Below are 21,622 nucleotides of genomic sequence, written 5' to 3'. Positions count from 1 at the left end.
GTAGTGGCGTGAAAGCTCCTGCTTTTCGAGCCACTACTGCACTCTCGATCGTCGAAGGCGTGGACGACGTCGGTGCCACGTCGTATCGTCGTGGCATGGATGTCATCCTCGTTCCCGGTTTCTGGCTGAAGGGGTCTAGCTGGGACCCCGTTATCCCCGCGCTGACCGAAGCCGGCCACCGCGCGCATCCGCTCACTCTCCCCGGGCTGGAATCGCTGGATGCGCGTCGCACCGGGATCGGGCTGCGAGATCACGTCGACGCCGTGGTCGAGACGATCGACTCAATCGATGGCCCGGTCGCCCTGGTCGGCCACTCCGGCGGTGGGGCGATCATCCACGCCGCCGTCGACGCACGACCCGACCGCGTGGCTCGGGCGGTCTATGTCGACAGCGGACCGCTCGCAGACGGCTACCTCATCAACGACGAGATGCCCACGTCCGGCGACGATCTGCCGCTTCCCGAATGGGCCGAGTTCTCGGAGGCCGACCTGACCGACCTCGACGAGGACCTCCGGCGGCAGCTCAGGCAGATCGCCGTACCTGAACCCCGTGCCGTCGCGTTCGACCGTCAGGAACTCTCCGACGAGCGACGCTATGACGTCCCTGTCACGGTGATCACCTGCACGTTCCCCTCCGCGGCGATGCGTGAGGCGATCGAGTCCGGGGCGGTGTTCACTGCCGAACTGGCGAAGGTGCGCGACTACGAGATCGTCGACCTTCCCACCGGGCACTGGCCGCAGGTCACGAAGCCGAAGGAGCTCGCCGTCGCGCTCGTCGATGCGCTTCGCGACCGCTAGGGCTGTCGCACAGCCGACCCCCGACAAGGAAGAAGCCGGAACCCTCTCGCAGGGTTCACAGGAGATCACACGATCATCAGGATGCTTTGGCCCATTCGATCCTGCTATCCCTGCAATCTCCTGTAATCCGTGCGCCGGCACTCACCGACCCGACGCAGTCTCGGCAGCCGCCGCGTGGCCTAGAGGGTGGAGGCGGAGCCGAGCGGAGACGGGCGGTCGAACCGCATGAACCGCTCCACGTCCTTGTCGACGAGGATGTCACCCGGCCGCAGCGGGCGAGTGAGGTACAGCCCCTCGAGCGACGTCAGCCTGCTGAGCGCGACGTAGGTCTGCCCGGGGCTGAATGCCCGCGACCCGAGGTCCACGATGGCGCTGTCGTACGTCTTGCCCTGCGACTTGTGGATGGTGACAGCCCAGGCCAGCCGCAGCGGGAACTGCGTGAACTCGGCGACGATGTCCTTCTTCAGCTGTTTGGTGGCGGCGATGTAGCTGTACCGGTACTTCTCCCAGACGACCGGCTCCACCTCGACGACCTCGCCGTCGATCTCGACGAATACGTTGGCGTCGATCTTCGTGACGCGGCCGATCGTTCCGTTGACCCAGCGCTGCCCTTCGCCTCCTCCCCCTGTGTCGTTGCGCAGGAACATCACCTGCGCACCGACCTTGAGCTCGAGGGTCTCGTCGGCCGGGTACGACGACTTGCCGAAGTCACCGCTCACCTCGGCGTTGGCCTTGAGAACACGGCCGGGCAGCTTCGCCAGCGCCGCCGCGTTGATGCGATTGACGATGTCGTTGCGGGTGGCGAGGGTGATCGTGCCGTCGTCCGGTGGAGTCCTCGCCCCCATCGAGTTGAGGACACCGGCGATCTCGGCCGTGACCTGACCGTGCCGCACCGCGTTGAGCATGTACTTGAAGTCCGCGTCCGACTGCCGGTGGATCTCGGTCAGTTCGATGATGTTGAGCGGGGTCTCCTGCCACACCTTCGCGTCGAAGAACCAGAACGAGCGATAGGTGTCCTCGATGTAATTGCGCTCCTCCCCCTGCCCTGGCACGGGTGCGAGCTGGTATGGGTCACCGAAGAGCACGACCTGCACCCCGCCGAACGGCTCGTGCCTGCGCTGGCGGGCCTGCCTGAGGCTGCGGTCGATGGCATCCAGCAGGTCGGCGTTGACCATGGAGACCTCGTCGATGACGAGGGTGTCGATGGTGTTGAGGAGCTTCTTGACCTGGTCGCTCTGGTCGATGTCGTGGTCGGCGATGAGCCCGATCGGCAACCGGAACAGCGAATGGATGGTCTGCCCGCCGACGTTCAGGGCGGCGACACCGGTCGGCGCGCAGATCACGATCTGCTTCTCGGTCTGCCAGGCCAGGTGGTTGAGCAGGGTCGACTTGCCCGTCCCGGCACGGCCGGTCACGAAGACGTGCTCCCGTGTTCCTTCGATGCGGTCGAAGACGGACTGCTGCTCGCTGGAGAGCTCGATCTTCGGCTGGGAGTTCGTCACGGATGCCTTCACTGGAGGACGCTGGTCTATCAACTGTATTCGCCGATCCCCATAGGATAGCTCCGTGAGCCAGCCCCAAAGCCCTACCCACATGCACGCCCAGCCCGGCGCGCCGGCAGGCTGGACTGAGCCACCGGCACCGGAGGAGCGTGCGTCGATGTCAGAGCGGTCGAAGGCCGCCATCATCTGGGCCGTGGTCGGCGCCATGCTCATCGCCGCTGCGTTCGCCGCCATCGGCGCGCTCAACCGTGACGTCTACGGCGCCGGAGCATTCGTCGGTAACTATCTCGGCAAACTGCAGGTGAAGGATGCCGCAGGCGCGCTCGCCATTCCCGGGGTGCCCCTCGAGAAATCGGCGCTCAAGGACTCCGGCCTCCCCGAGGGCAGCTCCAACGCCCTGTTGCGCAGTGCCGCCCTCGCCGAGCTCACCGAGATCACCCAGATCGAGGATGCCGACGCAGGCGATGGCATCCGTGCGGTCACCTACTCTTACGAGAGCGACGGCACCTATGGTGAGTCGACGTTCCTGGTGAAGAGCACGGGCGCCCGCTTCCCGCTCATCCCGACCTGGTCGTTCGACGAGAGCCCGCTCGCCGTCGTGAACCTCGCCGTCGAGCACGCGACCGCGTTCAGCGCGAACGGCTTCGACCTCGATACCCGCGCCATTTCAACCGAACAGGCCCAGGGCTTCGACAACATCGTCAACGTGCAGGTGTTCGCCCCTGGCACCTACGTGTTCGAGTCGAGCAGCACACTCCTCGAGTCCGAGAAGGAATCCGTCCTCGTCGACGAACCCACGCGCGTGCACGAAGCGGTCGTCACGGCATCCCCCACCGAGGAATTCGTCGCCGCCGCCCAGGAGGCCACGAACGCCCAGCTCGACGCCTGCGCCGAGCAGAAGGTGCTGCAGCCCACCGGATGCCCCTTCGGCATCGTCATCGACGACCGGATCTCCGGCGACCCGGTGTGGTCGATCGACGAGTACCCCGAGATCACGATCGAGGCCGGAACCGAGTCGTGGGTGATCCCGCCCACCGAGGGTGACGCGCACCTCGTCGTCGACGTGCAGTCACTCTTCGACGGTTCGATCACGAACTACGACGAGGACGTGGCGTTCTCGATGATCGGCAACGTGTACATCATGTCCGACGACGACGTCCAGGTGACGCTCGAGGAAGACCCGAACGCGTAAGCCGGGTCAGTCGCGTCCGGCCATCCGGGCGAGGCGCTCGTTGTATTCGTTGAGTTCGGCATCGCCGGTGCGGTCGGCGTTCCTGTCGACGCGCTTCTGTTCCCTCGTGTCGCTGCGACTCCACTGGATGGCCACGGTGATCGCAAGGGCGATCGTCGGCAGTTCGCCGAGGCTCCAGGCGATCCCTCCACCGATCTGCTGGTCCTCGAGGGGCGGCGGGCCCCACGTACGACCCATCGCACCGAACCAGTCGGCGAGGAACAGCCCGACGTTCGACATGATGGCCAGCCCGAAGAAGGCGTGCGCGGCCATCGTGGCGAGCAGGAGCAGCAGGCGCATCGGGTACGACAGGCGGAACGGCACCGGGTCGATGCCGATCAGCGACTGCACGAACAGGTAACCGGTGAGCAGGAAGTGGGCGATCATCCATTCGTGGCCGATGTGGTCGGTCATCGCCCAGCGCAGCAGCGGAGAGTAGTAGAAGACCCAGAGCGAGCCGGCGAAGAGCACGGCAGCGACGACGGGGTTGGCGATGAAACCCGCGAACTTCGAGTGAACGGCGAGCAGGATCCATTCGCGCGGCCCGCGGGACCCGTCGTCCCGCTTCGTCACAGCTCGCATGGCGAGGGTGACGGGGGCACCAGGGACGAGCAGCACGGGGACGAGCATGGTGAGTCCCATGTGTCCGAGCATGTGAACGCTGAACAGGTAGTCCTGGTACGCGGCGATCCCGCCGTTCGTCAGGTAGACGAGCACAAGCATCCCGGCCACCCAGAACACCGTCCGGTGGATCGGCCACTTGTCGCCGCGACGGCGGAGCCGCACGACACCGGCCAGGTAGAAGAAGGCCGCGAAGGCCGCGAAGAGCAGCCAGATCAGGTCGATGTCCCAGGTGTTCACGTACCGCGCCAGGGTCAGTTCGGGCGGGAGCGGTTCACCGGTGAGCAATTCCGCAGCCGTTGGGGCGGATGCCGCCACCTCGGGCACAGGGGTCGCGGTGCGCGCGAGGGCTGCCGCGAGACCGGACGCCACGCCCATGAAACCGAGTTCGGCCACGACGAGCCACCAGAAGTAGCGCCCGATCGCCTTCTGGGCGCCCTCCATCCGGCCGATGAGCCAGTTGCGCTGGATCGCTCCGAAGATGCCGATCGCGATGAGTGCGGCGACCTTCGCGAGGACGAGGACCCCGTAGGGCGTGAGCAGTCGTTCGAGAGAGCCGATCCGCAGCTCGGCGCTCGCGTATCCGGAGACGGCGACGACGACGAACGACACGAGCGCGAGGCTGGAGTACCGCTTGATCACCGGGATGATCCTGCCGGACTTGAGGGTGTCGCGGATGAGGACGATGGTGACGAGCCCACCCAGCCAGACGGCTGCGAAGACGAGGTGCAGTCCGAGGGCGGTGATCGCCGCGTCGTGGCCAGCAGTGCCCGCCGCGTGCCCCTGCTGCGCCATCGGGACGAGAGAGACGAGCCCGAGCACTCCGACGAAGACCATGAGGATCTGGCCCCGCACGGCGAAGCACAGAACCGTCAGGGTTGCGGCGATCAGGGTCGTGGCGAGCCACGCCTGCCCCAGCTCGACATCGGTCACGAACAGGCCGAGCTTGGCGCCGAACTGGTCGTCGAAGGTCACGCTCGTGCCGGTGACGTTGAGGAAGGTCAGGAACCCGGTCGCCCCTGCCGCGACCGTGTACAGCGCGGCGCCTGCCGCGGCGACGTCGAGGGCGCGGTGGTATTCGTCCTTCTTCGGTGACAGGGCGAACAGGGCGAGGGTGATGGCGCCCAGGGTGACGGCCGCACCGATGTTGACGAAAAGCTTCGCGACTGGGAGCCCGAATCGCACGAGGGCGCCTGGGTCGCCGATCGGTCGCTCGTCGGCGCCACCGCCGTACGCGAGTCCCACGACGAGCAGGAGGAGAGCGGCGGCGACGAGGACAGCCGGTCCGGCGATTCGGGTTACTCGAGGCACCGTCTAAGCCTACGTCGTGGGCCGGCTCCGAAGCTCCGAGCAGCCTGACGCTCCTGCGCCGGTGCCCGCGGGTCTGAGGCGCCCGTTAACGACAGAAGGGGGATGCCACGCGGTGCGCGGCATCCCCCTTCAGAGAGACGACTACTTAGCGGCAGCCTTGAGCTTCGAACCAGCCGAAACCTTGACCGAGTGGCCGGCCGGAATCTGGATCTCTGCACCGGTCTGCGGGTTGCGGCCCGTGCGTGCTGCACGCGAGGTGCGCTCGACTGCGAGCCAGCCCGGGATGGTGACCTTGACGTCGTTGCTGACCGAGTCAGCGAGAACGGCGAACAGCGAGTCGAGGACGCCGCCGACGGTGGCCTGGCTCTGGTTCGACTCTGAAGCGATCTTTGCAACGAGCTCGGTCTTGTTAAGCGACTTATCAGCCATTGAGTTGTCCTCCTCGGACTTTGCTTTCTACAGCCTGTTTAGAACTTCACCCGAGTCGATAGTGCACTCGAGCCGGTCTGATTGACCGCCTCGAACGTATCAGAGATCCGCATGTTTTCGCGGAAATCTCGCTCGTGTGGCCCCTTTTTATGCGGCGTGTCACAGCATCCGTCACTTTGACACCACTTTTGAGGGCCCGAATCACGCTGTGAGCGAAAATCCGCGGAATTCCGCCGAATGTGAAGCACGGTGGCCTCTGCCACGCAGGGCGCCGCTCAGTCGTCGGTGAACTGCGCTGCAGACGGAACCATCATGCTGCCATCGTCCCGACGGTTGCGGCGTTTTTGGACGGGCGCATCACCGCGGGTCGGGCCCTGACCGTCGAGCGCTACATCGACATCACGGCCGGCCGCGACCTCGAACGACTCTCCGCGCACGGTGAACGTGACAGGTCCTTCACCGTCGACCACGGAGACCCGCATCGACTCGGCGGTGAGGGTGACGAGCATGCGGGTTCCGCGCCACGCCAACCGGTATCGAAGCTCAGGCCAGTCCTTCGGAAGTCGCGGATCGAACGTCAGCATTCCCTCGTAGTCACGCATCCCACCGAAGCCGGAGACGAGGGAACTCCACACCCCTCCGGCGGCGGCGACGTGAACACCGTCACCAGTGTTGCCGTGCCTGTCTTCGAGGTCGACGAACACCGTGTCGAGGAAGTAGTCGAGTGCGAGGTCCTGATAGCCCACCTCGGCGGCGATGATGGACTGCACGATCTTCGACAGGCTCGAATCGCTCGTCGTCAGCGGGTCGTAATAGTCGAAGTCGGCGAGCTTCTCCTCGAAGGTGAACTGGTCACCCTGAAGGAAAAGGGCAAGAACGACATCAGCCTGCTTGAGCACCTGGAACCGGTAGATCACAAGCGGGTGGAAATGAAGCATCAGCGGTTTGCGGTCGTCGGGCGTCGCCTCGAGGTCCCACACTTCACGCTGGAGGAACTGGGAGTCCTGAGGGTGGATCTGCAGTGATTCGGAGTGGGGAATGAACATGGCGGCAGCGACGCGCTCCCACTCGACGAGCTCGGCCATGTCGAGATCGAGCCGTTTCACGGCCCGACGGTAGGCGTCAGGGCTCTCCTGCTCGAGCGTTGTGAGCGCCTGGATCGCGTAGCGGAGGTTGAAGCGGGCCATCACGTTGGTGAACAGGTTGTTGTTGACGACAGTGGTGTACTCGTCCGGACCGGTGACCCCGTGGATCTCGAACCGATCCTCCCCGTTCGATCGCCAGAATCCGAGGGTCGTCCACAGCCGGGCCGTCTCGACCGCGATGTCGACGGCACCGTGACTCAGGAAATCGACATCGCCGGTCGCATCGATGTACTTCGCGAGGGCATAGGTCACGTCGGCGTTGATGTGATACTGAGCGGTTCCGGCCGCATAGTAAGCAGACGCCTCTTCGCCATTGATCGTGCGCCATGGGAAAAGAGCACCGGCTTCATTGAGCTTGCGTGCGCGATCGCGGGCAGCCGGCAGCATCCGTTCACGGATGCGCAGGGCATTCCTCGCCCAGTGCGGACTCGTGTACGACATGAATGGCACCATGTAGATTTCGGTGTCCCAGAAGTAGTGGCCGCTGTAGCCGTTCCCGGTCACTCCCTTCGCCGGAATACCCAGGCCGTCGGCGCGCCCCGCCGCCTGGGCGAGGTGGAAGAGGTTCCATCGCACCGCCTGCTGTACGTCGTCGTGTCCGGAGATCTCGACATCCGAACGTTCCCAGAACTCGGCCAGCCAGTCCGTCTGCCTGGTGTATTGCTCGGCCACCCCTGCCGATCGGATCCGGTCGAGGGTGCGGCGGCACCGGTCGACGAGTTCGCGAGTGGGGGTGCTTCGGGAGCTGTGGTACGTCACAATCTTGGTGACGGTGACCGTGTCGCCCTTCCGCGCATCGATGGCGTACACGTTCTTCGCGATGTTCCCATCGATGTATCGCTCGACGGTGACGTCGTTCGGCGTGGTGATGACGTGGTCAGCCGCGAGGGCCAGCGTCATTCCCGAGTTCGCGACCCGATAGCTCAGAACACTGCGATCGCCGTCCTGCCAGTGCTCCTGCGGGTGGAAGACCCGGTCGGTCACACGGCCGGCCGTGCGGGGATCGTGCATCTCATCGCCGGCGTTCGAGCCGTCGTACTCGTCTTCGCCATCCTGACGATTGAGCAGCTGGCACGAGATGGTGAGCGGTGCATCGTCGTCGAGCATCGTGACCTCGAGGGTCATCACCGCGAGGTGACGCTCAGGAAACGAGACCATTCGGGTCGCCCGCACCTGGACGCGTTTGCCCGACGGCGTCCGCCACAGCAAGTCACGTCGGAGGACGCCGTCTCGAAAGTCGAGGGTGCGCTCGTAGCTGAGCAGGTCGGCCACGTCGAGCGCCAGCGGCTCGTCGTCGACGTAGAGCCGCATCACCTTGCTGTCTGGTGCGTTGACCATCATCTGACCCACCTCGGCGAAGCCGTATGCCGCCTCGGCGTGACGGATCTTCCACGTCTCGTGGAGTCCGTTCACGTATGTGCCGTGCTCATGCGCCGTTCGGCCTTCGGCGGCGTTCCCACGCATTCCGACGTAGCCGTTCCCGACGGCGAAGAGGGACTCGGTCAGGCCGAGTGTTGAGGCATCGTATTCGGTCTCGATGAGCCGCCACGGGTCGATGGGGAAACGGTCACGGTTCATTCGCCAGGGGCTCTCTAAGTGGTCGGGTCGAATTTGGGAAAGTAGCGATGCAGGCGGGGGCCGGGCCTGCAGTCAGCTGTGAGGTGCGGAGTGTGCGGAAGTGTAGTCCACGAGGTCGTCGATCACGGCGTCGGCTCCTGCGCCGAGAAGAGCGTCGGGGCCGGCGCCTCGATCGACGCCGATGACGAGGCCGACGTTCGCGGCTCGCGCTGAGGCGACCCCCGAGATCGCATCCTCGAACACGACGACGTCGGCGGGCTGCACGTTCATCTGCTGCGCAGCGAAGAGGAACATGTCAGGCGCCGGCTTGCTGGCGAGCGATTCCTGAGCGGCGACAACCCCGTCGACGATGACGGGGAATTTGTCGATGAGGTCAGAGGCGGTGAGCACCCAGCGCGCGTTGTTCGAGCTCGAAACAACGCCCATGGGCACCCCTTTCTCCCACAATTCGTTCACGAGGGTGAGCGAACCGGGGTACGGCCGAATCCCCTGTACGTCGAGGGCGCGGGCGAAGTACTCGTTCTTGCGATTCCCAATGCCCGAGATCGTGTCTGCCGTGGGTGGGTTGTCTGGCGAACCGAGCGGCAGGTGGATGCCGCGGGACCTCAGGATGCCGGCGACGCCGTCGTAGCGACGTTTCCCGTCGAGGTGCTCGAAATAGTCGTCGTCGCTGTACGGGATCGCCACATCTTTCTCGGCAAAGACCTCGTCGAACATCGACTTCCAGGCGTAGCGATGCAGGTCGGCCGTCGGCGTCAGAACGCCGTCGAGGTCGAAGAGAATCGCGCGGAAGCCGTCGAGACCACGAAGAGCGGATGCGTTCACGGGTGTGTTCCGATCAACGAAAGCGGGGGGAGATGCTGGAGTCACTCTACGACACCCCGCGCCCTCTGGAACACGCGCGGGAGGGTGGAACGACAAAACGGGTGCCGGCCCGAAGGCCAACACCCGTTTTGAGGTGAGTCTGTTGTGCTTACCAGCTCGACTTGGTGATGCCGGGCAGTTCGCCCTTGTGCGCCATGTCACGGAAGCGGACACGCGAGATGCCGAACTTCGAGAGGTGGCCGCGGGGGCGTCCGTCGACGGCGTCACGGTTGCGCAGGCGCACCGGTGAAGCGTTGCGCGGAAGCTTCTGCAGGCCGAGGCGGGCCGCTTCACGCGACTCGTCGGTGCCGTTCGGGTCCACGAGGGCCTTCTTCAGCTCGAGGCGCTTGGCTGCGTAACGCTCAACGATAACTTTGCGCTGGTTGTTCTTCGCGATCATGCTCTTCTTAGCCATGGCTTAGCGCTCCTCTCGGAATTCAACGTGCTTGCGCACTACGGGGTCGTACTTCTTGAGTACGAGACGGTCGGGGTCGTTGCGGCGGTTCTTCTTGGTCACGTAGGTGTAACCGGTTCCTGCCGTCGAACGAAGCTTGATGATCGGACGTACGTCCTGTGCCTTTGCCATTAGATCTTCTCCCCACGAGCCAGGAGGTCCTTGACGACCGACTCAATTCCGCGAGCATCGATGACCTTGATGCCCTTGGCGCTCAGCGTGAGCGTGACGTTACGGCGAAGCGACGGAACGAAGTACGTCTTCTTCTGCACATTCGGGTCGAAGCGACGCTTGGTGCGTCGGTGCGAGTGCGAAATGTTGTGTCCGAAGCCGGGAATGGCTCCGGTCACCTGGCAGGTTGCTGCCATGGTTCTCTCCTTCAGTACCGCAGGACTTTCGTCCTGCCCAAGATCTCTTGTCGGCACACGAAACCGCTCGAATTTCACGACGAGGGGATTGTGTATGCGATCCGAGTGGGAGGTGCCCACTCAGCCAAGGGTCTATCGTACAGGAGATTCCGCGGTTCTGCGAACGGGCGTCGCTAGTGCGCCGCTGCCGCCGTACACGCGGCACAGAGCCCGAAGATGTCGACGATGTGTCTGGCATCCGTGAATCCATGGTCGGATGCCGTCTGTCTCGCCCACTGTTCCACCTCGGTGGCCGCGATCTCCACGGTGAGGCCGCAGTTGCGGCAGATCAGGTGGTGGTGGTGCCCCGTGGATGCGCACGCACGGTAGAGGCTCTCGCCCTCAGGCGACTGGAGGGAGTCGGCTTCGCCGACGTTGGCCAGGTCGGCGAGGGCCCGGTAGACGGTGGCGAGTCCGATGTGGGATCCCGAATCTCGGAGCCCCTGGTGCAGGCCCTGCGCACTGACGAACCCGTCGCGCGAATCGAGCGCCTCACGGACAGCTTCGCGCTGCCAGGTGTTTCTTTTCACTGCCACGATTCACCGCCTCTGTCGATGGTTCTAGCGTAGCCCGGGCCGGGGCTTCGCTTTCAGGCCCACCAGCCTCGCCACGAGATAGATGACGAAGGAGATCGTCGTGATGTATGGGCTGATCGGCAGCGAGCCGCCGATCGCCAACAGGATGCCGCCGACTGCCGAGACGAATCCGAAGAGCATCGACAGCACTGGCACGACGATCGGAGAGGCGGAGAGGCGCAGGGCGGCGGCCGCAGGCGTGACCAGCAGCGCCAGGACGAGCAGTGCGCCGATGATCTGCACGGAGACGGCGACGATCAGCCCGAGCAGCACCATGAACGCTAGCGAGACGAATCGTGTCGGCACTCCCCGTGCAGCGGCCACGTCGGCGTCGAGGCTGTCGAAGCTCAGCGGGCGCCAGATCAGCAGCAGGGAGACGAGCACGACGAGGCTGATCGCGCTGAGCCAGCCCAGCTGCGGGTCGTCGACGGAGACGATCTGGCCGGTGAGCAGGCCGAACTTGTTGGCGCTCCTCCCCGGGTACAGGGCCAGGAACAGGATTCCGAGACCCAGCCCGAACGGCATGAGGACGCCGATGATCGAGTTCCTGTCCCTGGCACGCGAGCCGAGGATCCCGATCACGATGGCGGCGACGAGCGCACCGGCCAGCGACCCGGCCACGACGTTCATCCCGAACAGGAGGGCAGCGGCGGCGCCGGCGAACGACAACTCGCTGATGCCGTGGACGGCGAATGCCATGTCGCGCTGCATGACGAAGACTCCGATGAGCCCGCCGACGATGCCGAGGATCGCACCTGCGGCGATCGAGTTGTGCACGAGGCCGAGGAGTTCCCCGTAGTTCTCGAAGTTGAACATCCGCGACCACAGGTCGTCCTCGGCGAGGCGCATCAGTCCGGCGATCACGCGCCCACCTCCCCGTGGGGGTGGTGGTGATGATGATGGGTCTCACTGTCCGGGATGCCGACGACGACGACCCTGCCGCCGGTGCGGAGCACCTCGACGGGGGTTCCGTACAGCTCGGTCAGGACCTCGCTGCGCAGCACTTCGTCCGGCGTCCCCTCACGGAACTGCCCGCCGGCGAGGTAGAGGATCCGGTCGACCATCCCGAGGACAGGGTTGACGTCGTGGGTGACGAAGACGACAGGGGTTCCGTGCTCGCGCCTGCGCCTGTCGATGAGTTCGGAGACCCCGCGCTGGTGCTGCAGGTCCAGACTGAGCAGGGGTTCGTCGCAGAGCAGCATCCGCGGGTCGCCGGCGAGCGCCTGGCCGACCCGGAGTCGCTGCTGCTCGCCTCCGGAGAGGTTGCCGACCGGTTCGTCCGCGTAGCCGGAAGCGCCGACGGCATCCAGCAGTTCATCGACCTGCCTCTTCTCCGCGCCACGACTGACGGGCAGTCCGAACCGGTGGCCGTTCACGCCGAGGGCGACGAGGTCACGTCCGCGCATCGGCGTGCCGCCTGGGATGAGTTTCTGCTGCGGGATGTAACCGATCCTCCGGTCACCACGACGCACCGGGTGCCCGTCGAAACGGATCGTCCCCGAGTCGAGCGGCTGCTGGCCGAGGACCGTCTTGAGCAGACTGGTCTTCCCTGACCCGTTCGGCCCGAGCACGGCGAGGAACTCCCCGGCGCAGACGTCGAGGGTGAGGTCCTTCCAGAGCACCCGATCGCCGAATCCGAGAGCAGCGTCGGACAGGCTCAGAATGGGATCGCTGGGATGCCGGTGGGCCGGTTCGGTCACGAATCCAGCGCGTCCGAGATCGCGGTGATGTTGTCGGTCATCCAGCTCACATAGTCCTCGCCGTCCGGCAGGGTCTCGGTGAAGGAGACCACAGGGACGGATTCCTGTTCGGCTGCCTCGCGGACGCGTTCCGTCTCGGGGCTGCTCGTCTGCTCATTGTAGGCGAGCAGGGAGATGTCGCCGGCGCCGATCAGGTCGAGCAGTTCGCTGAGACTGGCCGGGCTGACATCCGTGCCTTCCTCGATCGCTTCGCTGAACGCCTCAGGTGTGCGGTTGACCAGGCCGGATGCCTCGAGCAGGTACAGCGGGACCGGCTCGGTGATCGCGACACCGGTTCCGTCGGCGGAGGCCTCGATGACGGATGCCGCTTCCGTCAGCGCGGCAATGTCGGCGGCGAACCCGGTGTAGTTGGCGTCGTAGCTATCGGCGTTGTCAGGGTCGATTTCGGCGAAGTGGTGTGCGAGCTCCTCGGCGACGGCGTCTGCGGTGGACAGGTCGTACCAGACGTGCTCGTTGAACCCCTCGACGTGGCCGTGGTCGTCGCCATCGGCGTCGTGCTCGTGGTCGTGCTCGTCACCCTCGGCGTGCTCGCCCTCAGCCGCGTCGGGGAGACGCCCGGACAGGTCGACCGCGGTGAGCACGGTGACGTCGTCTGCGGCGGCCGCGTCGATGAGGGTGTCGATGAACGGGTCGTATCCGCCACCGTTCTCGACGATCACGTCTGCCTTGGAGATCGCGAGCTGGTCCTGGGCGCTTGCCTCATAGCTGTGCGGGTCCTGGGCCGCCGAGTCGATGACGCTCGTGACGGTCACTGTGTCTCCCCCGATGGTCTCGGCGATGTCACCGTAGACGTTGGTGGAGGCGACGACGGTGATCCCGCCTGCGTCGGCGGTGTCGCCTTCGGCGGCGGCGCATCCGCTCAGAACGAGTGCTGCTGCGGGGAGAAGGACGAGTGGGGCGAGACGGCGGGGCAGGTTCACTCGGAATACGTTACCGGTATTGATAACGATTATCAACACGAGACGCCGGAGAAACGAATCGCCCGGATGTCAGGGTGCCGGTGAAGGCACACCCCGAGATCCGGGCAATTCGTGTGACGGTTCTACTTCGCGGTCAGGCCGTCGACGTAGTCCTGGTTCTCGGAGATCCACTTCTCGACGACGGGGGCGTAGTCGTCACCCTCGTAGTCGATGAACATCGCTTCGACGAGAGACATCAGGGTCTCGCTGTCCATCGTGAAGTCCTCGAGCCAGCCGGCGGCCTTCGGGGAGTTCTCGGTGAACTCGGTGCTGCCGTAGCTGTACAGGCTCTCGGTGTCGCCGAAGGCACCCTCGGTGTCCTCGAGGTTCTTGAGCGGGAACTGCGCGTACGCGCGGTGCGGCTCCCACAGCGTGACAACGATGTTCTCACCCTTGTCGGTCGCCGACTTCAGCTCGGAGAGCATCGCTGCGGTCGAGGAGGTGAGGAACTCCATGTCGTCGAGGCCGTAGGTCGGGATGACCTCGTCCTCCATGGCTGCGGTCAGGCCGGCGCCCGGCTCGATGCCGACGATGCGGTTGTCGAACAGGTCCGCGTTGTCGGCGAGCTCAGCGATGGTGTCGATCGGAGCATCCTCGTTCACCGCGAGGGTGAGCTTCGAGTCCTCGTTCCACGCGCCGAGTTCGACGATCTCGTCGCCATAGGTCTCGAGATAGGCCTCGTGGGTGTTGGGCAGCCAGACATCGGTGGTGAAGTCGTAGTCACCGGAGGAGAGTCCTTCGAAGACGGGAGCCGGGTCAGCGAATTCGAGCTCGACGTCGTATCCCTCTTCTTCCAGGATGGTCTTCCAGAGCCAGCTGGTGGCAACCCCTTCGTCCCAGCCGTTGAACACGGCGAGAGTGATGTCGGTCTTTTCTCCACCGCTCGCGCCCGCGTCGGGGCTGGCGCAACCGGCCAGGCCGATCAGTCCTGCTGTTGCGAGTGTTGCGATGGCGATCTTGCTGCTGTTCTTCATGATTTTCCTCTCGTTGGTGCGATTGGACAGATCGAATCCGCGTGGGCGGGTTCGACGATTGTGGGGGCGGTGATCAGGCCGAGGTTCCGGGCGAGCGACGAGGACCAGCCGCGACGAGCTGCCCCTGCTCGGAGGGCTCGTCTGCACCTGGATCGGATGCAGGCGCATCCGCCTTCTTCACCCGCGGCTTGCGGGTGCCGAGGGATGCCGTCAGCCGGTCGAGCACGATGGCCAGGATGACGACGGACAGTCCGGCTTCGAAGCCGAGTCCGATGTCGATGCGGTTCAGGCTGGCGACGACGTCGCCGCCGAGTCCGCCTGCGCCGACCATCCCGGCGATGACGACCATCGAGAGCGACAGCATGATGACCTGGTTCACGCCGGCCATGATGCTGGGCATGGCGAGCGGAAGCTGGATCTGGCGCAGGATGCGGAACGGCGATGAACCGAAGGCGTGTCCGGCTTCGACAACCTCTTTGTCCACGCCGCGGATGCCGAGCTCGGTGAGCCGGACGCCGGGGGCCAGGGCGAAGATGATCGTCGCCACGATGCCGGGGACGACACCGACGCGGAACAGGATCAGCGCAGGGATGAGGTAGACGAAGGCGGGCATCGTCTGCAGGAAGTCGAGGATCGGCTTGATGATCCGAGACGCGCTGTCCGATCGGGCGGCGAGGATGCCGAGCGGCACGCTGATGAGGACGGCGATGAAGCTGGCCACGAGGACGAGCGACAGGGAATCCATCGCGTTCTCCCACTGGTCGACCGCGACGATCAGCCCAAAGCCGACGAGCACGCCGACGGCGAGCTTCCAGCCCTTCGCGAGGAAGGCCAGCACGGCGACCGCGAGCAGGATCGCCCAGAACGGCGGCGACTGGAGCACCCAGTTGACGAGGTCGTAGAGACCCAGGAAGACGGCACGGAGCACGTCGAACACGGGCTGGAGGGTGTCGGTGAGAACATCGACGAAGTCTTCGACCCACTGGCCGATCGGAATACGGAAGTCCATCAGGCGAAGCTCCCTTCTCGCGAAGCATCGGCATTGTCGGCGGAGGCGACCCTGCTCGAATCGACTTCGTCGGTGAGGCCGGCGGTCTCCCGCAGGGTCTGGGTGATGACGTCGACGGCGACGGTGGCCGTCGACTCGATGATCTGGTTCTCACCGGTCGCCGTTGACACGTTGGCGAGGGCGGCGAGGAGGGTGACGCGCGGGATCGCACCGAGCAGGCGGCCCTTGTCGTCGACGACCGCGACGGGCAGCTGGCTTTCCGCTGCCGGCTCGAAGAGGTCGACGAGGTACTGGTCGGGGCCGACCGTTGCGGGGTCGTTGCGGACGATCTCCATGAGGTCGGCGTTGCCGGCCTTCACCTGCCTGAGCACATCGCGGTCGTGCACGACGCCGAGGAGCTTGCGGCCGTTGCCGACCACGAAGGCGGAGGATGTCTGCATGTCGCGCATGGTGCGCAAAGCGGCGCGGGGGCCGGCAGAGCCGGACACGACGGCGCGGGCGGGTTCCATCACGCTGGCTGCGGTGAGGACCCTGGCACGGTCGACGTCCTGCACGAACTGCGCGACGTAGTCGTTGGCCGGGTCGGTGAGGATCTCGTCCGGGGTGCCGACCTGGACGATCCGTCCGTCACGCATGACCGCGATCCGGTCGCCGAGGAACATGGCCTCGTTGAGGTCGTGGGTGATGAAGATGATGGTCTTGCCGAGCTCATGCTGCAGGTCGACGAGCTGCTCCTGCATTTCACGACGGATGAGCGGGTCGAGGGCCGAGAAGGCCTCGTCCATCAGGAGCACGTCGGTGTCGGCTGCCAGGGCGCGGGCGAGGCCGACGCGCTGCTGCATTCCACCGGACAGTTCGGACGGAAGCTTGTCTTCCCAGCCGGAGAGTCCGACGCGGGAGACGACATCCTGTGCCCGGGCGCGACGCTCAGCGAGGGGGACGCCCTGAACTTCGAGGCCGTAGGCGGCGTTGTCGAGGACGGTGCGGTGCGGCAGCAGGGCGAAGTGCTGGAACACCATCGAGATCTTCGTGCGGCGCACCTCACGGAGCTGGCTCGCCGGGACCCCGCTGACTGCGGACCCGTCGACGGTCACGGTCCCAGAGGTCGGCTCGAGAAGCCCGTTGAGCATGCGGATCAGCGTCGACTTGCCGGAGCCCGAGAGCCCCATGACGACGAAGATCTCGCCCTTCTTCACCTCGAAAGAGGCGTCGATGACGGCGGCGGTCCCGAGCGGGCTCAGTTCGTCGCGGGTTTTTCCCGCTGAAAGTCGCTTGACGACCTCGCGCGGTTTCTTGCCGAATACTTTGTAGACATTGTTCGCCTTGACGGCAATCGTGTCGGTCACGTGTTCTCCAGGCGCACGCAGGCGTGAGGCATCCTCCGGTCGAAATCCGGCTCGATGCGAACAGCTGCTCGCGTAGTTACGACCGGGTCAGGGACGGATGCACGAACCCCACCCATCAAGCGGCGACGACCTGTGCGTCAGAAGCGAATCGGGGGTTGTGCCGGCGCGGCCATGGGGCCACCGCCAACGTCGCAGGACCATACGTCCGAATGCGCGACATTGCTGTGTCACATTCGTCCGCGGACTAGCGTTTCGGCCTTCATGGCCGTCAATGACCCTAACAGGTTGGGCACCGAAGCCCTATTTCGCGCCGCTCGGCGGTCCCGGGCCTTCGCTTGATGCCGCCGAATTATTCGCAGTGGGCTCACGGCATCCGTTCCTAGACTGGAGGTGTTCACTTCGAACCTAGGGAGCAGACCATGGGCTTTTTCGACAGACTTTTCGGCACGCAGCAGCCAGAGCCGCAGCAACGGCCGCAGTACGCTCCTCAGCCGCGAACCGCACGGACCGATGACGAGATCGCCGTCGAGCGTTACCGCTATCTACTGCGCACCGCGCCGCCCGAGGCGATCGAGCAGGCCCACGAAGAGGCCTTCGCAAAGCTCACTCCAGAGCAGCGCCGCCTGCTCTTCCAGCAGCTCAGTGCGGACGCCGCGCCTGGAGATGCCCCGCGGGGTGACGACGCGCATTCGCTGGCGCAGTCGGCGACCCGCACCGAACTGCGGCAGCCGGGGACCATGGAACGCACCATGACCGGCCCGAGCTTCGGCAGCATGCTCGGCGCTTCCCTGCTCGGCACCGTTGCCGGCTACTTCGTCGCATCGGCCGTCGTCGGGGCGTTCATGCCCGACGCCGGGGGTGAGGGCGGTGACGCCGGCGGGGACTCTGGTGGAGACTCTGGCGGTGACACCGGTGGTGACGCGAGCGCGGACGCGGGCGGCGACTACAGTGGCGGCGACTACAACGCAGGCGGCGACTTCGGTGGCAGCGGCGGCGACTTCGGCGGAGGAGGCTTCGGCGACTTCGGCGGCGGAGGGGACTTCGGCGGCGGCTTCTAGCCGAGCCTGAGCGCACGCGCGGGCGTTTCGGCCTGACGCGGGTGGAAAAACACCCGCGCGGAGCCGATTCACCCGCGCGTCAGCGGTGATGCAGGTCAGTCGAGCAGGAGCGCTGGCTCTTCGATGATCGACGCGACGTCGGCCAGGAACCGGGATGCGACGTCACCGTCGACGACACGGTGGTCGAACGACGCACCGAGCGTTGTGACGAATCGCGGTCGCACTTCACCGTCGACGACCCACGGCTTCTGCTTGATCGTGCCGAGGGCGACGATGCCGACCTCACCCGGGTTGAGGATCGGCGTGCCGGTGTCCATCCCGAAGACGCCGATGTTGGTGATGGTGATCGTCCCGCCCTGCTGGTCGGACGGCGGCGTCTTGCCATCGCGCGCCGTGAGGGTGAGCTGCTCGAGTGACTGCGCCAGCTGCAGCAGGGTCATCCCCTGCGCTTCTTTGACATTGGGCACGATCAGGCCCCGAGGGGTGGCCGCGGCGACACCGAGGTTGACGTAGTGCCGAACGATGATCTCCTCATCGGTCCAGGTGGCGTTGACCGTGGGGTTCCTGCGCACGGCCCAGATCATCGCCTTGGCCATGATCAGCAGCGGCGACACCTTCACTCCGGCGAAGTCTGTGGAGTTCTTGAGGCGCTTGATGAACTCCATCGTGCGGGTCGCGTCGACGTCGACGAACAGCGACACGTGCGGCGCTTTGAACGCCGACTCGACCATGGCGTTGGCGATCTGCTTGCGGATGCCCTTGACCGGGATCCGCTCTTCGCGATTGTCGCCCCACTCGGGCGTCTCGATGTTGCGGAAGACGCTGGCCTGGCCGGCTTCGCGGACGACGTCGTCGCGGGTGACTTCCCCGCCGATTCCGGTCCCCAGGACGAGCTTGAGGTCGACACCGAGGTCCTTGGCCAGTTTGCGGATCGGCGGCTTCGCGATCACCGGACCGGTGGCCACAGGGGCGGACGTGGTGGATGCCGGGCGGGCCGCGGGTGCGACGGCATCCGCCTGTCCGCGGCGGCGACGCGACGTCACGTGGCCGGCGTTGCCGTATCCGACGAGGACCGCTCCCGGCTTCTCCTCGTCGATGGAGCTGCGGGTGTCCGCGACGGCTTCCTCGGTTTCGCTTGAGACCGCCGAAGGGGCGACAGCAGCGGCGGCCGGTGCGCCGGCATCCGCTTCGTCGGCCACGGCGTCGATCGAGATGATCGGCGTTCCGACGTCGACGGTCGTGCCCTCCTGGACGAGGATGGCCGACACGGTGCCCTCGTACGGCGACGGCAGTTCGACGAGTGACTTGGCGGTCTCGATCTCGACGATCACCTGGTTGAGCTCGACGGTGTCGCCCGGCGCCACCTTCCAGGACACCACTTCGGCCTCGGTGAGTCCCTCACCGGCGTCCGGCATCAGGAACTGGAACTCGCTCATGGTTTCTCTCTTTCAGCGTCGAAGGACGCTAGTAGGCAAGTGCCCGGTCGACGGCCTCGAGGACGCGGTCCGCGTCGGGGAGGAAGAGCTTTTCGAGTTTCGCAGGAGGGAACGGCACGTCGAAACCCGACACTCGGAGGACGGGGGCTTCGAGCGAGTAGAAGGCGCGCTCTGCGACGGTGGCGGCGATCTCCGAACCGACGGAGACGTTTCCGGATGCCTCCTGTGCGATGACGAGACGGCCGGTCTTGCGCACGCTCTCCAGCAGGGGTCCGTAGTCGATCGGTGAGATCGAACGCAGATCGACGACTTCGAGGCTGATGCCGTCTTCAGCGGCGAGCTCGGCGGCCTGGAGGAGCACGCTGACCATTGCCCCGTGCGCGACAAGGGTGGCGTCGGTTCCCAGCCGGACCACTCGGCTGGCGTGCAGCGGAGCGGCGGAACCGGAGAGGTCGACGTCGCCCTTCGGCCAGTACCGGCTCTTCGGCTCGAAGAACATCACCGGGTCGTTCGACGCGATCGCTTCCTGGATCATCCAGTAGGCGTCGTTCGGGGTCGACGGGCTGACCGAACGGAGGCCGGCCGTGTGGGCGAAGTACGCCTCAGGGCTCTCCTGGTGGTGCTCGACGGCTCCGATGTGTCCGCCGTACGGCACGCGGATGACGACGGGCATCTGCAGTGAACCCTCGTTACGGTTCGCGAGCTTCGCCAGCTGCGAGGTGATCTGGTTGAACCCCGGGTAGATGAACCCGTCGAACTGGATCTCGCACACCGGGCGGTAGCCGCGCATCGCCAGACCGATGGCGGTTCCGATGATGCCGGATTCGGCCAGCGGGGTGTCGAGCACGCGTTTCTCACCGAACTCGGCCTGGAGTCCCTCAGTGATGCGGAAGACGCCGCCGAGCTTACCGATGTCCTCCCCCATGAGCAGGACCTTCGGGTCGTTCGCCAAGGCCTGCCGGAGGCCGGCGGTGAGCGCCTTGGCCATCGGCATGGTCTGCAGCGCGCTGTCGATGCTTTCGCTCACGCGGCTCCACCGCCCATCGTGGTCTCGTACCGTTCGAGCCACTGCTTCTGCTCGAGTATCACCGGGTGGTCGTCGGCGTAGACGGAGTCGAACATGAGCCCGATGTCGGGGTCTTCGATCGCGTGGGTGCGGCGGCGGATGTCTGCGGCGTAGTCATGCGCTTCGGTGGCGACGCCGGCGAAGAACGCGTCGGACGCGCCCTGGCCGCGCAGGAACGCTTCGAAGCGGACAATGGGGTCTCTGGCGACCCAGGAGTCGGTGAGCTCCTGCGTGCGGTACTTCGTCGGGTCGTCGCTCGTCGTGTGGGCGCCGATCCGGTAGGTGAGCGCTTCGATGAGCTGAGGTCCGCCGCCGGATCGGGCATCGTCGAGGTGCTTGGCGGTGACTGCGTAACTGGCGAGCACGTCGTTGCCGTCGACCTGGACGCTCGGGATGCCGAATCCGGACCCGCGCTGGACCAGCGGCGTGCGCGACTGCGTGGTCACAGGCACGCTGATCGCCCAGTGGTTGTTCTGCAGGAAGAACACCTGCGGCGTCTGGTAGCTGGCCGCGAAGACGAGGGACTCATTGAGGTCGCCCTGGCTGGTGGCACCGTCGCCGAAGTAGACCATCACGGCCTGGTCGGTATCAGGGTTACCCGTTGCTGTGTCGCCGTCGAACTTCACGCCCATCGCGTAGCCGGTGGCATGGAGCGCTTGCGCCGCGATCACGAGCGTGTACGGGCGGAAGTTTCCGTTGGCCGGGTCGGAAATATCCCAGCCGGAGTGCGTGGTTCCGCGCATGACCTCGATGATGCCGAGCAGGTCGACGCCGCGGATCAGGCCGACGGCGTGCTCCCGGTACGAAGGGAAGATGTGGTCGTGGGCACGGGCGGCCCGACCTGAACCGACCTGTGCGCCTTCCTGGCCGTGGCACGGCGGCCACAGCGCGAGCTGGCCCTGGCGCTGCAGGTTCGCGGCTTCGGTGTCGAATGCCCTGGCGATGACCATGTCCCGGTAGAACTGTTCGTGGTCGGCTTCGGTGAGCCGGTCCAGGTAACCGAGGTAGGGCTCGGCCGACGCGGTCGGCGCGATCGTTCCATCGGTGGTGAGGATCTGCACTGCAGGCGCGGGTGATGTGCTCTCAGTTTCCGCCATTGC

Annotated in this window: 21 protein-coding genes; 3 read left to right on the top strand and 18 right to left on the bottom strand. The window is 65.7% G+C overall.

The window, feature by feature from the left end; genetic code table 11:
• The first annotated feature begins 95 nt into the window (after positions 1 to 95).
• Positions 96 to 797, top strand: a complete 702-nt coding sequence (locus AC1M2K_RS07885) for an alpha/beta fold hydrolase (RefSeq protein WP_480240531.1) — start codon at positions 96 to 98, stop codon at positions 795 to 797.
• A gap of 179 nt (positions 798 to 976) precedes the next feature.
• Here AC1M2K_RS07885 and AC1M2K_RS07880 read toward each other — a convergent pair whose 3' ends face one another.
• Positions 977 to 2,299, bottom strand: a complete 1,323-nt coding sequence (locus AC1M2K_RS07880) for an ATP-dependent DNA helicase (RefSeq protein ID WP_480240530.1) — start codon at positions 2,297 to 2,299, stop codon at positions 977 to 979.
• Between the two features lie 64 nt (positions 2,300 to 2,363).
• On the opposite strand from AC1M2K_RS07880, the gene AC1M2K_RS07875 reads away from it, so the two are divergent.
• The gene (locus tag AC1M2K_RS07875; protein WP_480240529.1) at positions 2,364 to 3,491 is read left to right on the top strand and encodes a hypothetical protein; all 1,128 of its coding nucleotides are present in this window, start codon (positions 2,364 to 2,366) and stop codon (positions 3,489 to 3,491) included.
• 6 nt (positions 3,492 to 3,497) lie between these two features.
• Here the strand turns inward: AC1M2K_RS07875 and AC1M2K_RS07870 are convergent, their stop codons facing one another.
• From AC1M2K_RS07870 to AC1M2K_RS07805, 14 genes are all read right to left on the bottom strand, one after another.
• Positions 3,498 to 5,462: a bifunctional copper resistance protein CopD/cytochrome c oxidase assembly protein gene (locus tag AC1M2K_RS07870; protein WP_480240528.1), complete on the bottom strand. Its 1,965-nt coding sequence runs from the start codon at positions 5,460 to 5,462 to the stop codon at positions 3,498 to 3,500.
• 141 nt (positions 5,463 to 5,603) lie between these two features.
• A complete protein-coding gene (locus tag AC1M2K_RS07865) occupies positions 5,604 to 5,891 on the bottom strand; it encodes an HU family DNA-binding protein (RefSeq protein ID WP_196832965.1) in 288 nt (95 codons plus the stop codon).
• Positions 5,892 to 6,166: 275 nt separating this feature from the next.
• Positions 6,167 to 8,614, bottom strand: a complete 2,448-nt coding sequence (locus tag AC1M2K_RS07860) for a glycoside hydrolase family 65 protein (protein WP_480240527.1) — start codon at positions 8,612 to 8,614, stop codon at positions 6,167 to 6,169.
• Positions 8,615 to 8,686: 72 nt separating this feature from the next.
• Positions 8,687 to 9,439 carry an HAD family hydrolase gene (locus AC1M2K_RS07855; RefSeq protein ID WP_480240526.1) on the bottom strand — a complete coding sequence of 251 codons (753 nt, stop codon included), beginning with the start codon at positions 9,437 to 9,439 and terminating at the stop codon, positions 8,687 to 8,689.
• Positions 9,440 to 9,587: 148 nt separating this feature from the next.
• On the bottom strand, positions 9,588 to 9,893 hold the full coding sequence (rpsN, locus tag AC1M2K_RS07850; RefSeq protein WP_090711643.1) for a 30S ribosomal protein S14: 306 nt from the start codon (positions 9,891 to 9,893) through the stop codon (positions 9,588 to 9,590).
• Between the two features lie 3 nt (positions 9,894 to 9,896).
• Positions 9,897 to 10,064, bottom strand: coding sequence for a 50S ribosomal protein L33 (gene rpmG, locus AC1M2K_RS07845; protein ID WP_184239703.1), 168 nt, complete (start codon positions 10,062 to 10,064; stop codon positions 9,897 to 9,899).
• Positions 10,064 to 10,300, bottom strand: a complete 237-nt coding sequence (gene rpmB, locus AC1M2K_RS07840) for a 50S ribosomal protein L28 (protein WP_108392276.1) — start codon at positions 10,298 to 10,300, stop codon at positions 10,064 to 10,066. The genes rpmG and rpmB overlap by 1 nt, the downstream gene beginning before the upstream one ends.
• A gap of 173 nt (positions 10,301 to 10,473) precedes the next feature.
• Entirely contained in the window at positions 10,474 to 10,869 is a 396-nt protein-coding gene (locus tag AC1M2K_RS07835) for a Fur family transcriptional regulator (RefSeq protein ID WP_480238948.1), read from the bottom strand.
• Between the two features lie 30 nt (positions 10,870 to 10,899).
• The gene (locus AC1M2K_RS07830) at positions 10,900 to 11,763 is read right to left on the bottom strand and encodes a metal ABC transporter permease (protein WP_480238949.1); all 864 of its coding nucleotides are present in this window, start codon (positions 11,761 to 11,763) and stop codon (positions 10,900 to 10,902) included.
• Positions 11,764 to 11,774: 11 nt separating this feature from the next.
• Entirely contained in the window at positions 11,775 to 12,614 is an 840-nt protein-coding gene (locus AC1M2K_RS07825) for a metal ABC transporter ATP-binding protein (RefSeq protein WP_480240525.1), read from the bottom strand.
• Positions 12,611 to 13,594, bottom strand: a complete 984-nt coding sequence (locus AC1M2K_RS07820) for a metal ABC transporter solute-binding protein, Zn/Mn family (RefSeq protein ID WP_480240524.1) — start codon at positions 13,592 to 13,594, stop codon at positions 12,611 to 12,613. The genes AC1M2K_RS07825 and AC1M2K_RS07820 overlap by 4 nt, the downstream gene beginning before the upstream one ends.
• A gap of 122 nt (positions 13,595 to 13,716) precedes the next feature.
• Complete coding sequence (locus AC1M2K_RS07815) at positions 13,717 to 14,607, bottom strand: glycine betaine ABC transporter substrate-binding protein (protein WP_480238594.1); 891 nt, start codon at positions 14,605 to 14,607, stop codon at positions 13,717 to 13,719.
• A gap of 73 nt (positions 14,608 to 14,680) precedes the next feature.
• Positions 14,681 to 15,619, bottom strand: coding sequence for an ABC transporter permease (locus AC1M2K_RS07810; protein ID WP_480240821.1), 939 nt, complete (start codon positions 15,617 to 15,619; stop codon positions 14,681 to 14,683).
• Positions 15,616 to 16,962, bottom strand: a complete 1,347-nt coding sequence (locus AC1M2K_RS07805) for a quaternary amine ABC transporter ATP-binding protein (protein ID WP_480240523.1) — start codon at positions 16,960 to 16,962, stop codon at positions 15,616 to 15,618. The genes AC1M2K_RS07810 and AC1M2K_RS07805 overlap by 4 nt, the downstream gene beginning before the upstream one ends.
• Positions 16,963 to 17,381: 419 nt before the next feature.
• Between AC1M2K_RS07805 and AC1M2K_RS07800 the strand changes: the two genes are divergently transcribed.
• On the top strand, positions 17,382 to 18,020 hold the full coding sequence (locus AC1M2K_RS07800) for a hypothetical protein (RefSeq protein ID WP_480240522.1): 639 nt from the start codon (positions 17,382 to 17,384) through the stop codon (positions 18,018 to 18,020).
• A gap of 95 nt (positions 18,021 to 18,115) precedes the next feature.
• Here the strand turns inward: AC1M2K_RS07800 and AC1M2K_RS07795 are convergent, their stop codons facing one another.
• The 3 genes from AC1M2K_RS07795 to AC1M2K_RS07785 are packed head-to-tail and all read right to left on the bottom strand — an operon-like array spanning position 18,116 to position 21,619.
• Complete coding sequence (locus AC1M2K_RS07795; RefSeq protein WP_480238597.1) at positions 18,116 to 19,456, bottom strand: dihydrolipoamide acetyltransferase family protein; 1,341 nt, start codon at positions 19,454 to 19,456, stop codon at positions 18,116 to 18,118.
• 28 nt (positions 19,457 to 19,484) lie between these two features.
• The gene (locus AC1M2K_RS07790) at positions 19,485 to 20,450 is read right to left on the bottom strand and encodes an alpha-ketoacid dehydrogenase subunit beta (RefSeq protein WP_480240820.1); all 966 of its coding nucleotides are present in this window, start codon (positions 20,448 to 20,450) and stop codon (positions 19,485 to 19,487) included.
• 29 nt (positions 20,451 to 20,479) lie between these two features.
• Entirely contained in the window at positions 20,480 to 21,619 is a 1,140-nt protein-coding gene (locus AC1M2K_RS07785) for a thiamine pyrophosphate-dependent dehydrogenase E1 component subunit alpha (RefSeq protein ID WP_480240521.1), read from the bottom strand.
• Positions 21,620 to 21,622 lie beyond the last annotated feature (3 nt).

It is taken from the genome of Mycetocola sp. Y171 (assembly GCF_056713165.1).
This window is presented reverse-complemented; position numbering and strand designations above follow the sequence as displayed.